The organism is Streptomyces xantholiticus (assembly GCF_014651015.1).
GTDB classification, from domain to species: Bacteria; Actinomycetota; Actinomycetes; order Streptomycetales; family Streptomycetaceae; genus Streptomyces; species Streptomyces xantholiticus.
Window position 1 is genome coordinate 118,267 of the sequence record NZ_BMWB01000019.1, and the last position, 13,355, is coordinate 131,621.

Consider the following 13,355-nt stretch of genomic DNA (forward strand, 5'->3'; position numbering starts at 1 on the left):
GACCAGCGTGCGGTCTCTTTCTCAAATCACTGCGCCGACAGTCTCAAGGTGGTAGTGCACGGTGCATGACGAGTTGGATTCCCCGCCGGAGGAGGCTTTGTCCGACAGTGAAAGGCCAGGCAGTGTGGAGTAAGTGAGATTCCCAATGAAGAGATTACCTTCACACAGCACGTCATCCCCCGAGGAACTGTCCTTGTCCATGAACTTGTAGGAGATCTTCAGCTGATCGCCCGCATATACGGACATCTCGACCTTGTTGTTGTTCTTAATCCGGGGGTGGCTTGAATCGCAACTCTTGTAAGTGCCGCTTGCGCAGAGGAATGTATCTGAGAATTTGTACTGAGTGCCTGAGTAAACCCCTCTGGGGCAACTGGCCAGGTCTTGATTGTTGCTATTCCATGGCGCATTGGACCACTCAGTCCCGTTGTACGAGCAATCCCGATCTTCTTCGCGCCACGCCGCGAGGTTAAGGGCGCCATTGCGCCTTACGGTGGCGGCACCGGGGGCCTGAGATCCGGCCGATAGGGTTCCGTAGACCTCAGCCCGATCGCAACCCTCGAAGAATTCGCAATCGTTGAAGGTCGAGGAGAATCCGTCAAATGTGACCTCCACGATGTAGTAGTCTGGGAGTGCGGCCGCCTGAGCTGAAGTTCCGGGAATCAAAAATCCCGCAGTCACAGCCACGAGAGCAGCTGCAGATGACAGAAGCTTCTTCATGAGATCCCCATCCTAGAAACTACTCGCTAGCTTATTCATTGATCCGGGCATTCCTGCACCTTGATTCGAGTTGCGAAAGCCCTGTGGAGCGTCTCAGGCACCCCTACCGAATTGTCATGCGCCCCGTATGTATTTCGCGTAGATGATTTCCGATGGCACGTTCCAGACGGCCGGGCGAGGCGGTCAGAGCCACGGTGCCGGTCCTGTTGTCATAGGCGCTGGATCTCTTCGACGGTGTGGCCGTCATTTCGGTGACGGCCGGGCGCAGGGCTCCGCCAAGGTTTCGATCGCCAAACGAAGGCGGCGGCGCCGACTACAAGATCGCGCTGGCCGGACTCAGCACAGGCTGTATCGGCGCCACCGCTCAAATCCGTCTTCGGTACCTAGCACCGGGCGCGGCTTCGCTGGGAAGTCTCAATTGCTCCACAGCACGGCCGCATGTCGCGGCAGCGCTCAGAACGCTGGCGACACCGTGGTGAAGAACATCCCATACGTGCTTGTCGCAGTGTCAGCCCAGGTGGGGGTCTGGTCGAGCGTCCACGGGGTGCTGCAGGAGAAACTCTGTCCCGGTGCGACGGCGCGGGAAGGGCATGTACGCCCGGTGGTGCCGAAGTCCGCGCTGTTCCTCACCTCAAGGCCGGCGGTGTTGGTGATGCCTCCCGTATTGGTCACGATCCCATGGGCGTAGCTGTGGCTACCGTCTTTGACGAGGCACGCCTTCTGCCAGAACCCCGACAGGTGGGGGACTGCCTGCCACGCGCTGCAGCTTTGAACCTGAGCCGCACTGGCCTCCGCCGCGGAGAATCCGACAATCGCTGCACTCGCTAGTGCAGTCGCCGACAAGATTCCCGCTAGTCGCTTCAGGCGCTTCATTGAAACATCTCTCTCTGGAGGTCTGCGAATCACTCGGACTCGGCTGCCTATCTACCAACCAGTGACGGTCGGGTTTTGATTCATGACTGCCCCATTAAGGCGCTGTGTCAGCCAGGTTCCGCTGCAGCGTTTGCCGAGAATTTCATGCATTATTGGAACACCCGCCCGACTCCATGCGTAGAGTAATGACTACTCACAAAAAGTGACGCCGGTACAGAAGCGGCTGCGTCGCCCCCAAGATGGACGCGTTTCCCGACACCGGACACCAGCCGGCAGCAAGGCCAGAGCAGACGGAAAGATGCCCAGCAGTAACTGCGATAAGCATCCATCTGCCGCTGGATGTAGCGGAGGGTAGCGGGCCTTACGTACAGCTACTTGTCGCTTCACGGCAGCTTCGGGAGCGCAGGGCCTTTACGATCACGCCTGGGCCAGCTCACCTTGCGAAAGCCCGCGTGAGACACGTTGCCCCTGTCAACTGCGAAGCAGCAGACAGCCTCTCCCTCCGGCCAGGGGGCTGAGGTAAGGATTGCGGGTTCACGGCCTTGCCGTGCCCCTGTGCCTAAACTCGCGGCAGTCGATCTTTGAAGGTTGTAATGAGCGCGATACATGTACTGGATGGCAAGGCGTTTATGAACAGGGACTTCGAGGCGGTGACACTCCCCACTCCGTGGCAGATGTACAGCGACTGGGGAAGCTTCATCCACGCCGATCCTGAAGTCCAGGTCTTCCGCAAAACTGCGCCTGTCCGAGCTCGCGGAGACTACGAGCTCCACGTCAGCTGCCTGAAACGAGAAGACATCCCCGATGTAAGCTTCGAGCATTTCATCGCACATGATCTGCGCGAGTGGCTGGACCTGAATTACAGAGAGGAGCCCAAGAACGCCCCGAAGCGGTTCCACTTCCGCGAACGGCATCACGCGGGACGACTGACGGTCATGCCGGTGGCGGAACAGGCGGCTTCCTACGTCAAGTCACTTCCCTATTACCGTGCTCCAGTCGAAGTGCTGTGGGATTTCTCGAACTTCGGCGATCTGCGGTGGGACAGAGTGGAGAGGTCAGTTCAGCTTCCGGGCCGCCCCGTCCCGAGGACGGACGGTGCTGACGCCCCAGCGGTGGACGGCTCGATGCTGCTTCCCACGATTTACGCCGATGTCGAACCCGACTTGATGCATCAGGACATCGAGGCCATCCGCGAAAAACAGCTGGACAGGCTGAACCACATACCCCAGATGCGTCGTGGCAGCTTGCTGCGCCACGCCATGGCGGAGGAGATTGACGAAGAACTCCAGCCGCTGTCCGCGCTGTGCCGCAAGCACGGCACTTTCGGCGAAGCCGTTCTGCCAGGAGCATTCGACTCCATCACCGGCTTCTTCCTCAAAGCGTACGACGGAAACTTTGAAGCGACGCTCATCGAGACAGAGATACACTTTTACTCCATCTCACTGGCCACCTCCTGACCGGAACATCAGCCCAGAAGGGCCAAGAAGCGCGGGCGCTTCAGTCGGCGGGCGTCTCGTCTTCGTTCTCGTCAAGCTCTGGAGCGTCTGGGTCACGCAGCGGGCGCAGGGCGCCGGCGGCCGGGGTAGAGGCGGTGAAGCTGTAACGGCCGAGCAGGTTCAGGTTGCGGTGCTTGACCGGGGACAGTCGGGCGATGTCCTCGTCACGGATTTCGTGGCCTTCGGCGCGGAGCTGTTCGACGGCAGCGTCGATGTACTTCGTGGTCCACAGCACGATGGCGTTGAGGACCAGGCCGAGCGCGCCAAGCTGGTCCTCCATCCCGTCCCGGTACGCCTGGTGGATGGTGCCGCGCTTGCCGTGGCACACGTCCCGGGCGAGCTTGTGGCGGGACTCCTGCACGGTGAGCTGCCGGTTCATCTGACGGCGGTAGGTGTCGTCCACCGGGTCGACCACGCGCAGCAAGTGCTCGGTCTTGGCGATCCGCCCGTACTCCGCGAACGCCGCCCCAGCGGCGTCGGGCGCCCGTCACGTCCGAACATCCGCAGCAGGTCGTAGGCGCGGACGTGGTTGGTGACCAGGGAATCGGCGACCTTCAGCATGTCCGGCCAGTGCGTGATCACCTTGTTCAGGTTCACGCGGTTGCGGGCCAGGTCCTCCACCACGCCGTACGTTCCGGTCTCGACGCCGGGCATCGTGGCCCGCCAGAACCGCTGGTCGTCCAGGCCCCCGGGTCCGCGCCCAGGACGGCGGCGGCAGCAGCCCGCTTCCCATCTGCGCGTGGGCCGACGAGAACACGAACGCCTCGGTGTCGGTGATCACGGCTGCCGGGGCGACGCAGTCCCCAAAGGAGGTCGACCTCAGTGCCGCGGCGGAGGCCACGGCTCAGGTCCGCGAGGAGATCCGCCGGCCGATCGGCTGAGACCGCCGGCGTCCGTCGCCGCCGGAAGGTCGCTGCGGCAGAAGACGCACACGAAGTCCCCCTCGCGCACGATGTTGAGCTCGCCGCACCCCGGGCAGTGGCGGAAGACGATGTCGTGCGTGAACCGCTTTGGCCGCACGATCCCGGCCCGGTCCAGTGCGGCGGCAACGGACGGCCAGCAGTCGGGGTCGGGGCAGTAGCCGGTGGACTGGTTGCTGACCTCGGCCACCGCCGGGCGGCCGCCGTCCCACCGGAAGGCGACCTCACCGGCCGCACGGACACTGTCCCGCCCGGCGCAGGCGACATGCTCGCTGCGCCGGGCGGCCAGCCGCAGGAAGCCGGCGGAGTCGACGACGTACGTGAACGGTTCCGCGAACTCCCCGGCCTCACGCTCCGCGGCCCACGCCCTGAACTCCTCGGGACTTCGGACGACCCGGCCCTCCGGCGCATCCTCGGCGGCCCGCCAGATCTCCCGTGGGCCGACATACCCATAACGCCGGGGGCCGTGCGTGCAGAGGATCGTCCGCTCACGGATCTCCACCGCACACACGCCGGAGAGGCGCACCTTCGCGCTGTGCGGCGCATCCACCCGCTCCACCCGCTGTCCGTACCGGTCGATCCACTCGACCACCAGGCGCCCGTCCTCGTACGCCTGCCCGACCCGGACGACGCCGCCCACGCAGCGCACGACGCACACGGCGCCACGCCCGTCCCTCGCCCGGACTTCGGCGATCTGAAGCTCCGCGTGAGGGCCTGGGCCCTGCGCGAGCGGCGGCGCGGGCGGACGTGGCACTGTCACGGCGTCAGGACACCTTCCAGGAAGGGCTCGATCGCCGTGCGCCAGCCGGAAGGGCAGTCGTAGTGGACCAGGTGGCCGGCGTCGGCGACCTCGCCGTACTGGCCGCGGGGCAGCACGCGGACCATCTCCTGGGCCTCGGCGCGGCCCAGTTCGCCGTCGAGGCCGCGGACGACCAGGGTGGGGCAGCGGACCTGGGCCAGCTCCTCCCAGTGGGCGTCGTGGACCCATGTCTCACGTGAGGTGAGCATCTGGCGGCGGGAGAACACCGGGCGCCAGCCGTCGGCCCGTTCGGCCATGACCTCGGCGAAGAACTCGCCACGGGCCGGGTTCGGCCGCTCGACCCAGGGGTCGTCCTCACCGAACCACTTGCGGACGTCCGCCAGGGTCGCGAACGGCACGGGCCACGAGCGGAACCAGTTCTCCCACTCGCGCTGAGTCGCGGCGCCGAGCGCCGAGGCCCGCATGTCGCAGATGATCAGCGCCTGGACCAGATCGGGCCGTTTGGCTGCCAGTTGCCACGCGGTGAGGGCCCCCATCGCATGGCCGATCAAGGTCACCGGCGCGAGGCCGAGCTGTTCCACCGCGGCCTCGACGTCCGCAACATACGCCTCGCGGGTGTAGGGCCCCTCAGCCGGCTTGTCGCTGCGGCCGTGGCCCCGCTGGTCGAGCGCGACCGCGCGATGGCGCTCGGTGAGCCATCGGGCCGTGGACGCCCAGTGCGAGGCGCGGCCCATCAGGCCGTGAAGCAGTAAAACACCCGGGGCGTGCTCGCCCTCGCCGCATCCCTTCGGCGGGTCGGCGAACTCCCAGGCAGCCAGGCGTACGCCACCTGTTCCGGTCACGTCGATGCGCCGCACCATCGGTCCTGGCACCCCCTTCTCTCCCCCGAGTCGGACTGGCTCGTCGCGAGCCCCGTGTCGAACCCTGCAACACTATCGAACCTGTATTCGAAAACGCGGTTCTGCCGCGCAACACCCCTCATTCGAGTGACCATGCTCGGGGATTGACCCGCGCCTCGGAGGGGAGATCTTCTGCGGGAGGCGGGCCGCTCGGGGAAACCGGTCCGTGGGGAGTGACCCTGGGAGCTCGGGGCTCCGGGTCAGCACAGGGGAGGACAGGTCCCGGCGCCCTCGGGCGCCGGGACTCCTTCCTGTCGCGAGGCCCGAGCGGACCGGGCGGCGCGACACCGGACGCGTGCGTTCCTGCCCGCATCCACACCGGCTTCCGGGCCGGTTCCGACGCGCGGCGTACGACAGGCGCATCACCGTGAGATCCCCTCCCCTGCCCTCGGCGGGATCCCCATCCCCGACCGTGGTCATATGCCTCAGCCACAGGGTGGCACGCGATTCGCCCGGCCGCTGCCATTCCGGACGGAAACCGGATATGCACGCCCCGACACTGAGCGAGCGCCGCCACGGAACGGGACCGGCCCCGCACCCGGAAAGGGGCGGGGCCGGTGCTGCCGTCGGGCGCGGCCGGCGTCAGCGCTTCGCGACGAAGACGTGCGACGCCACCTCCGCGTCCAGCTCCGCAGCCTCACCGCTGCTGCCGACGAGCACCCCGCCCGCCGACTCGGTCACGCTCACCACGGAACCGGGCTGCACGCCCGCACGCCGCAGCGTGTACATAAGCTGCGCGTCGGTCTGGATCGGCTCGCCGATCCGCCGCACCACCACCGTCTTGCCGTCCGCACCCGGATCCAGCTCGGCCAGCGAGACCATGCTGTCGTCCAGGAACGGGTCGGCCTCGGCCTTCTCGCCCAGCTCCTCGAGCCCCGGGATCGGGTTCCCGTAGGGCGACTCCGTCGGGTGGCGCAGCAGCTCCAGCACCCGGCGCTCCACCGCCTCGCTCATCACGTGCTCCCAGCGGCACGCCTCGGCGTGCACCTGCTCCCACTCCAGCCCGATGACGTCGACGAGCAGACACTCGGCGAGCCGGTGCTTGCGCATCACGCGCGTGGCCAGCTGGCGGCCTTCGCCGGTCAGTTCCAGGTGCCGGTCCCCGGCCACCGTCACCAGACCGTCGCGCTCCATGCGCGCCACGGTCTGGCTGACCGTCGGACCGCTCTGGTCGAGCCGCTCCGCGATCCGGGCCCGCATGGGCACCACACCCTCCTCTTCGAGCTCGAGGATGGTGCGGAGATACATCTCCGTCGTGTCGATCAGTCCGGACATACGTGCCCCTCGATGCTGTGACTTGAAATCAGTCGTCCGCTGGCCCCGCCTCAATTCTTGCGCATCCGGCCGACAACCGTGCCGCTCCCCGGTCCGGACCGTATTGACAGGGCAATGGTCCAGACCGCAACGTGATCCGCGACACGGGTACCGCCCGTACTGACTCACCCCTGCGGAAAGGGCTCGTCGATGAGCGAGAGCAAGCTGGCCGGTCAGTTCTTCGACGCCGCGATCGGTCTGCTGCAGCGCGTACGGGACGAGGAGTCCTCGAGCATCACGGCCGCAGGGACCGCCGTCGCCGACACCGTGGCCGCGGGCGGCCGGCTCTTCGCGTTCGGCGCCGGGCACTCCTCCCTCGCCGCCCAGGACGTCGTCTACCGTGCCGGCGGCCTTGCCCTCATGAACCTGCTCGCCGTCCCCGGCGTCGTCGGCGTCGACGTCATGCCGGCCACGCTCGGGTCCGCGCTGGAGCGCGTCGATGGCCTCGCGGGCGCGGTCCTGGACTCCAGCCCGGCCCGGGCCGGCGACCTGCTCGTGATCATCTCCCTCTCCGGCCGCAACGCGCTGCCCGTCGAGATGGCGATGAACGCCCACGCGCTCGGCCTCACTGTGATCGGTGTCACATCGGTCGCGTACGCGCAGCAGACCGAGTCCCGGCACGCCTCCGGGACCTTCCTCAAGGACCACTGCGACATCGTGCTCGACTCGCACATCGCCATCGGCGACGCCGAACTGACCCACCCGGGCATCGAGGCACCCTTCGCCCCGGCCTCGACGGTCGTGACCAGCGCCCTGATGCAGGCGACGATGGCGGCCGCGGCCGAACAGCTCGCCGACCGAGGGATCGAGCCGCCGCTGCTGCGCTCGGGAAACGTGGACGGGGGCCACGAGTGGAACGGCCGCGTGATGAGCGAGTACGCCGACCGCATCTTCTTCCGACACTGAGCCGCGCGGGCGGTGCGGGAGCAGGTGGCCGCCGCGCGGGCCGCCCGAAGCGTGGGACCGGGGCCGTGCCCTGCCCCCACGCGGCGGATCCGCGCATCAACACGCCGCACACCGATACGCCGCACACCGATACAGCGGGGAGGGGCGGGGTGGGGGAACAGGCCCGCGCAAGGCGCACCCGCCCCTCACTCGGTCGCCGTCTGCGCCAGATCCAGTGCCGCCGCCGCGAGCACCGCGACGCTCTCCGCATAAACCGCGTCCGGGCGCTCGAAGGCGGGGCGGGCCGCGCCCCGCAGGAAGGTGAGAACCCCCACCGTCCGCCCACGGCTGCGGAGCGCCGTGCACAGAGCGTGCGCCGCGTCCGCCGGCCACTGACGCCGCTCCGCCCACTCTCCGGGAAGGCCGCTCGCCCGCACGGAGCCGGACCGCTCCACTGCCTGGAACGCCGGATGCCCCGGCTCGTACCGCACCGGCAGCCCGCCGCCCGACACCCCCGCGCAGGGCCCCGGCGCCCCTGCAGGTGACGCGGCAGCCCGCACCAGACGTTCGCCGTCGTCCTCCGCCACGTCGAGCAGCACATGGTCGGCGAAGCCCGCCAGCGCGAAGTCCAGATACGCGCTCGCCGCCTCCAGCGGGTCCTCGCACTCGGAGGCCGCCCGCCCCGCACGATGCAGCTGACCGGCCCGGAACCGCAGCCGGTTCGCCTCCTGCTCCGCCAGCTTGACGTCCGTCACGTCGTGGAACAGCCATCCCACCCCCAGCGGAACCGGCTCCTCCGCAAGCGGCGAGGCCAGCCGCAGGAACCCGCTGCGCCAGCAGCGCCGCTGCTCCTGCCCGCCCGCCCCGGCGACGACCACCCACAAGTCCACAAGTCCACGAGGCGCGCCCTCGGCCAGCACATGGTGCAGCGCGCCCTCCAACTCCTCCACGCCCTGCACCAGCAACTCCCCGAGCGGCCGCCCCAGCGGGGACGCACGACCCGCCCCGAGCGCACGGGCCGCCTCCCCGTTGACCACGGCGGGCCGCAGATCGACGTCGACCAGTACGACACCCCACGACGCCTCTTCGAACAGCGCCTCGCTCAGCGCGATGGACCGCTCCAGGTCGATCTGGGCGTGCACCTCACTGAACGCGCAGTACACCCCGGCGGGCCTGCCGTCCGCACCGAGCACCCGCGCCGACTGCGTCCGTACGAGCACCCGCCCGCCGTCCTTCCGCAGCAGCGCGAACTCGTGCACCTGCCGCCCCGGCGTCTCCATCGCGGCCATCAGCCGCCCCTGCACCTCGCCGGCGTCGGCACTGCGCACGGCCCACCCGGCGAAGCCCCGCCGCCCGACGGCCTCCCTCGCCGACCAGCCGAGGATCCGCTCCGCCTCGCGGTTCCAGTGCGTCACGGTCCCGGCGGCGTCGAAGGCGCAGAGCGCCGCGTCCATCCCGTCGAGCAGCGCCGCGAGCAGCTCGGCCCCGCCCGGCTCCGGCTCGCCTCCTCCGGCGCCGGGCGCGTCGGTGATCTCACTTCTGGAAGCACTCATCCCGGGACCCCCTGCAGGACTGTCCACGTGCACCGATGCCTGCCCCCATTCAACTTCAACGTGACCCACGACACACAGCGTTCCCGGAAATCCCCCATGCCCTGAGTCGACCCTGCCGCCCGCGAGAAACGGGAGCCCTAAATCACTTGAACCGTTCCGCAGCGGTTCTTAGGGTGTGGGCACACGCGAAAGGAGGTGATCCGAAAACATGGTTTCTTTTCGGACTCGTGAGGTGACTGCGGGCTAACGGCCTGCCGTCGCACTCTGTGCACCTCGGCAGGTCGTCCTGCCGAAACCCAAGCAGTCACCCGACCCGTGGGCCGCCGGTAAGTCCGGCCGGCTCCCTCCGTCCGGACGGAGGGACCAAGGCCCACGGGTCGTCTGCGTCTGCGGGCCCTGCTACGGCGCCAGACGCTCGACCCGCCAGCCGCCGTCCGTGCGGACGTAGCGAAGGCGGTCGTGGAGGCGGTTCTCGTGGCCCTGCCAGAACTCCACCGTGTCGGGTACCACGCGGATGCCGCCCCAGTGGGTGGGGGCGGGGATCTGTTCGCCCTCCGGGTGGCGGGCGCTCAGCTCCTCGTAGCGCCGCAGCAGTTCCTCGCGTGAGGCGATCACCGTGGACTGGTCGCTCGCCCAGGCGCCGAGCTGGGAGCCGTACGGGCGGGTGCGGAAGTAGGCGACGGTCTCGTCCCGGCCGATGCGGGACGCCGTGCCGGTAACGATGATCTGGCGTTCGAGCGGATGCCACGGGAAGAGCAGCGAGACGTACGGATTGGCGTCGATCTCGCGGCCCTTGCGGGACTCGTAGTTGGTGAAGAAGACGAAGCCTCGGGCGTCGTACTGCTTCAGCAGGACCGTGCGCGAGGAGGGCCGGCCGTCGGGCGTGGCCGTCGAGACGATCATCGCATTGGGTTCCAGCAGGGCGGCCGCGGCGGCCTCCGAGAACCACTGGGCGAACTGTTCCATGGGGCCCGCGGCGAGCGCGCTCTCGTCGAGGGGGGTCGAGCGGTACTGCTCACGCATGACGGCGGGGTCGGGGACGACGAGTTCTGTCTCTGCCGGGTCGGGCGCGGGCAGGCCCGCGACGGTCACGTCCGAGGGGCCGGGTTCGGGGGCGGCGGCGTGGTCGGTCACGACGCACATCCTGCCGCAGTGGCCAAGTCTGCCCGGCACGGAGTGCCGCCAACCCTCGCTGCGCGAAATGGGGCACTGTGCCGGATGTCACGCTTCCCCGCACCAGACGGACCGGCCAAAATCTTGGGTCGGGCCACTGTGGCCTCCCTACAGCAGGGGATATCGTGCCTGCCTCCGGCGACCCCGTGACCACGGGCCGTACGGGGCATCACCGGGGTGACCGACCCACGACCGTCGGCCGCCGCATGCCGCACACGTCTGGTCGCACACGTCTTGAGGAGCCGCCTGATGTCCGACTTCGTACCTGGACTCGAGGGAGTCGTCGCGTTCGAGACGGAGATCGCCGAACCGGACAAGGAGGGCGGCTCGCTCCGCTACCGGGGCGTCGACATCGAAGAACTGGTCGGACACGTCTCGTTCGGGAACGTCTGGGGCCTGCTCGTGGACGGCGCGTTCAACCCGGGCCTGCCGCCCGCGGAGCCCTTCCCGATCCCGGTGCACTCCGGTGACATCCGGGTCGACGTGCAGTCGGCGCTGGCGATGCTCGCCCCGGTCTGGGGTCTGAAACCGCTTCTCGACATCGACGCGGCGCAGGCCAGGAACGACCTGGCACGGGCGGCCGTGATGGCGCTGTCGTACGTGGCACAGAGTGCCCGCGGCCAGGGTCTGCCGATGGTGCCGCAGAGCGAGATCGACAAGGCGGAGTCCATCGTCGAGCGCTTCATGATCCGCTGGCGCGGCGAGCCCGACCCGCGGCACGTCAAGGCCGTCGACGCGTACTGGACGTCGGCCGCCGAGCACGGGATGAACGCCTCCACGTTCACGGCCCGGGTCATCGCCTCGACCGGCGCGGACGTGGCGGCGGCGCTGTCCGGCGCGGTCGGCGCGATGTCCGGTCCACTGCACGGCGGCGCGCCGTCCCGGGTTCTCGGCATGATCGAGGAGATCGAGCGCACCGGTGACGCGACCGCGTATGTGAAGCGTGCCCTGGACAAGGGCGAGCGTTTGATGGGCTTCGGCCACCGGGTCTACCGCGCGGAGGACCCGCGGGCCCGTGTGCTGCGCCGTACGGCGAAGGAGTTGGCCGCTCCGCGCTTCGAGGTGGCGGAGGCGCTGGAGAAAGCAGCGCTGGAGGAGCTGCACAACCGCCGCCCGGACCGGGTGCTGGCGACGAACGTCGAGTTCTGGGCCGCGATCATGCTGGACTTCGCGGAGGTGCCTGCGCACATGTTCACGTCGATGTTCACCTGCGCCCGTACGGCCGGCTGGTCGGCACACATCCTGGAGCAGAAGCGCACCGGCCGCCTGGTGCGCCCGTCCGCCCTCTATGTGGGTCCCGGCTCGCGCAGCCCGCGCGAGATCTCGGGCTACGAGGACATCGTCGGCTGAGCGCGTCTTCGCAACCGCCGAGCGGCGCCCGACGGTTGCGAGGCCGGGGCCCTGGGTGTACCGCCCATCACCAGGTCGACCAACCTCCCTGGGCGGTACACCTAGGCCAGCGCCTCCGCCACCAGCTCCGCCCACTGCGTCACGACCCTTTTACGGCGGGCCGCGTCGTCCGTGAGGAGGTTGGCGAGGCCCAGGCCGCGGGCCATGTCGAGCAGGCCCTGGACGGTTTCGCGCACGCCGGGGCGGGACTCGTCCGCGCCCAGCAGGCGGACCGCGATGCGATGCGTCTCACGGCCGACCTTCGCCTCGAGTTCGGTGACCCTCGGGCGCAGTTGCTCCTCGTTGGACGCCGCCACCCACAGGTGCAGCGCGGCGCGGAAGAGCGGCCCGGTGTAGAGGTCGACGAGGGCGGCGACGACGGCCTGACGGTCCTGGGAGGGGAGCTCCCGCAGCGCCTGGGAGCGTTCCTCGGCCACGTATTCGACCGCGGCTGTGAACAGGTCCTCCCTGGTCGGGAAGTGGTGCTGGGCCGCCCCGCGCGAGACGCCGGCGCGTTCGGCCACCACCGAGACCGTGGAGCCGGCCCAGCCGACCTCGGCCAGGCACGCCACCGCGGCCTCCAGCAGCCGCTGCCGGGTCGCCCGGCTGCGGTCCTGCTTGGGGGCCTTGGCGGTCGGTGGCGTCACAACACCCATGCGGGGTCCCGTCGTTCGAGGAAGGCCGTCATCCCTTCGCGAGCCTCGGACGATGCGAACAGCGACGCCGAGCGCTGGACCAGGTCTTCCGCGTCCCGGTCGAAGGTCTCCAGCACCCTAGCGGTGACCAGCTGCTTCGATGCCGCCAGCCCTTGCGGCGACGCCCTGCGCAGCCCGTCGAGGAGCGGCGCAAGCGCCTCGTCCACGTCGTCGGCGGCGAGGGTGAGCAGCCCGGTGCGCGCCGCCTCGGCCGCGCCGAAGCGTTCCCCGGTGAGGTAGTAGCGCTCGGTGGCCCGCGTCTGCATGCGGGGAAGCAGCGGCAGCGAGATGACCGCGGGTGCCACCCCGATGCGGACCTCGGTGAACGCGAAGTCGGAGCCCGCCGTCGCCGCCGCGATGTCGCACGCCCCGACCAGACCGAGGCCGCCGGCCCGCACATGACCGGCGACCCTCGCCACCACCGGTTTGGGCAGTGCCACGATCTGCCGCAGCAGCGCGACGAACGTGTAGGGGCTGGGCGGCGCCTTGAGGTCCGCGCCCGCGCTGAAGGTCGATCCCGTGTGGGTGAGGACCACCGCCCGTACGGACGGGTCGCCGGCGCACCTGGTGAGTGCGTCGGCGAGTTCGCCGACCAGTGCCGACGACAGGGCGTTGCGGTTCGCCGGGGCGTCGAGGGTAAGGGTGGTGATGCCCCGGTCGTGGGCGGTGACGACGGTCATG

General features: G+C 68.9%; 11 protein-coding genes and 1 pseudogene. 3 read left to right on the forward strand and 9 right to left on the reverse strand.

Going from position 1 to position 13,355, the window contains the following annotated elements; all coding sequences use genetic code 11:
• Nucleotides 1-21: 21 nt before the first annotated feature.
• Nucleotides 22-717, reverse strand: coding sequence for a hypothetical protein (locus tag IE198_RS24865; RefSeq protein ID WP_189890289.1), 696 nt, complete (start codon nucleotides 715-717; stop codon nucleotides 22-24).
• A 1,466-nt stretch (nucleotides 718-2,183) separates the two neighbouring features.
• Here IE198_RS24865 and IE198_RS24870 point away from each other — a divergent pair.
• Nucleotides 2,184-3,047: a hypothetical protein gene (locus IE198_RS24870; RefSeq protein ID WP_189890291.1), complete on the forward strand. Its 864-nt coding sequence runs from the start codon at nucleotides 2,184-2,186 to the stop codon at nucleotides 3,045-3,047.
• A 40-nt stretch (nucleotides 3,048-3,087) separates the two neighbouring features.
• On the opposite strand, the pseudogene IE198_RS24875 reads toward IE198_RS24870, so the two are convergent.
• The 4 genes and pseudogenes from IE198_RS24875 to IE198_RS24890 form a co-directional block, all read right to left on the reverse strand.
• Nucleotides 3,088-3,770, reverse strand: a pseudogene (locus IE198_RS24875) (Tn3 family transposase); the annotation flags it as partial.
• A gap of 135 nt (nucleotides 3,771-3,905) precedes the next feature.
• A complete protein-coding gene (locus IE198_RS36415) occupies nucleotides 3,906-4,766 on the reverse strand; it encodes a hypothetical protein (RefSeq protein ID WP_308426850.1) in 861 nt (286 codons plus the stop codon).
• A complete protein-coding gene (locus IE198_RS24885; protein ID WP_189890397.1) occupies nucleotides 4,763-5,626 on the reverse strand; it encodes an alpha/beta fold hydrolase in 864 nt (287 codons plus the stop codon). Before IE198_RS24885 ends, IE198_RS36415 begins: the two co-directional genes overlap by 4 nt.
• A 621-nt stretch (nucleotides 5,627-6,247) precedes the next feature.
• On the reverse strand, nucleotides 6,248-6,940 hold the full coding sequence (locus tag IE198_RS24890; protein ID WP_005316070.1) for an iron-dependent transcriptional repressor DtxR: 693 nt from the start codon (nucleotides 6,938-6,940) through the stop codon (nucleotides 6,248-6,250).
• Between the two features lie 189 nt (nucleotides 6,941-7,129).
• Between IE198_RS24890 and IE198_RS24895 the strand changes: the two genes are divergently transcribed.
• Nucleotides 7,130-7,885 carry an SIS domain-containing protein gene (locus tag IE198_RS24895; protein WP_189890292.1) on the forward strand — a complete coding sequence of 252 codons (756 nt, stop codon included), beginning with the start codon at nucleotides 7,130-7,132 and terminating at the stop codon, nucleotides 7,883-7,885.
• A gap of 185 nt (nucleotides 7,886-8,070) precedes the next feature.
• Here IE198_RS24895 and IE198_RS24900 read toward each other — a convergent pair whose 3' ends face one another.
• Nucleotides 8,071-9,417, reverse strand: coding sequence for a PAS domain-containing protein (locus IE198_RS24900; RefSeq protein ID WP_189890294.1), 1,347 nt, complete (start codon nucleotides 9,415-9,417; stop codon nucleotides 8,071-8,073).
• A 399-nt stretch (nucleotides 9,418-9,816) separates the two neighbouring features.
• Nucleotides 9,817-10,440 (reverse strand): pyridoxamine 5'-phosphate oxidase, encoded by a 624-nt coding sequence (gene pdxH / locus IE198_RS24905; protein ID WP_229834309.1) that lies wholly within the window; start codon nucleotides 10,438-10,440, stop codon nucleotides 9,817-9,819.
• Between the two features lie 399 nt (nucleotides 10,441-10,839).
• Between pdxH and IE198_RS24910 the strand changes: the two genes are divergently transcribed.
• Nucleotides 10,840-11,940: a citrate synthase 2 gene (locus IE198_RS24910; protein ID WP_189890296.1), complete on the forward strand. Its 1,101-nt coding sequence runs from the start codon at nucleotides 10,840-10,842 to the stop codon at nucleotides 11,938-11,940.
• A 101-nt stretch (nucleotides 11,941-12,041) separates the two neighbouring features.
• Here IE198_RS24910 and IE198_RS24915 read toward each other — a convergent pair whose 3' ends face one another.
• Nucleotides 12,042-12,635 (reverse strand): TetR/AcrR family transcriptional regulator, encoded by a 594-nt coding sequence (locus IE198_RS24915; RefSeq protein WP_189890298.1) that lies wholly within the window; start codon nucleotides 12,633-12,635, stop codon nucleotides 12,042-12,044.
• Nucleotides 12,623-13,354, reverse strand: coding sequence for an enoyl-CoA hydratase family protein (locus IE198_RS24920; protein WP_189890300.1), 732 nt, complete (start codon nucleotides 13,352-13,354; stop codon nucleotides 12,623-12,625). Before IE198_RS24920 ends, IE198_RS24915 begins: the two co-directional genes overlap by 13 nt.
• Nucleotide 13,355: the final 1 nt, after the last annotated feature.

Excerpts from the sequence above, each read along its gene's own strand:
- IE198_RS24900 (WP_189890294.1), bottom strand. The coding sequence starts at position 9,417 with ATGAGTGCTTCCAGAAGTGAGATCACCGACGCGCCCGGCGCCGGAGGA.
- IE198_RS24910 (WP_189890296.1), top strand. The coding sequence starts at position 10,840 with ATGTCCGACTTCGTACCTGGACTCGAGGGAGTCGTCGCGTTCGAGACG.
- pdxH (WP_229834309.1), bottom strand. The coding sequence starts at position 10,440 with ATGCGTGAGCAGTACCGCTCGACCCCCCTCGACGAGAGCGCGCTCGCC.
- IE198_RS24885 (WP_189890397.1), bottom strand. The coding sequence starts at position 5,626 with ATGGTGCGGCGCATCGACGTGACCGGAACAGGTGGCGTACGCCTGGCT.
- IE198_RS24915 (WP_189890298.1), bottom strand. The coding sequence starts at position 12,635 with ATGGGTGTTGTGACGCCACCGACCGCCAAGGCCCCCAAGCAGGACCGC.
- IE198_RS24895 (WP_189890292.1), top strand. The coding sequence starts at position 7,130 with ATGAGCGAGAGCAAGCTGGCCGGTCAGTTCTTCGACGCCGCGATCGGT.
- IE198_RS24870 (WP_189890291.1), top strand. The coding sequence starts at position 2,184 with ATGAGCGCGATACATGTACTGGATGGCAAGGCGTTTATGAACAGGGAC.
- IE198_RS24890 (WP_005316070.1), bottom strand. The coding sequence starts at position 6,940 with ATGTCCGGACTGATCGACACGACGGAGATGTATCTCCGCACCATCCTC.
- IE198_RS24865 (WP_189890289.1), bottom strand. The coding sequence starts at position 717 with ATGAAGAAGCTTCTGTCATCTGCAGCTGCTCTCGTGGCTGTGACTGCG.
- IE198_RS24920 (WP_189890300.1), bottom strand. The coding sequence starts at position 13,354 with ATGACCGTCGTCACCGCCCACGACCGGGGCATCACCACCCTTACCCTC.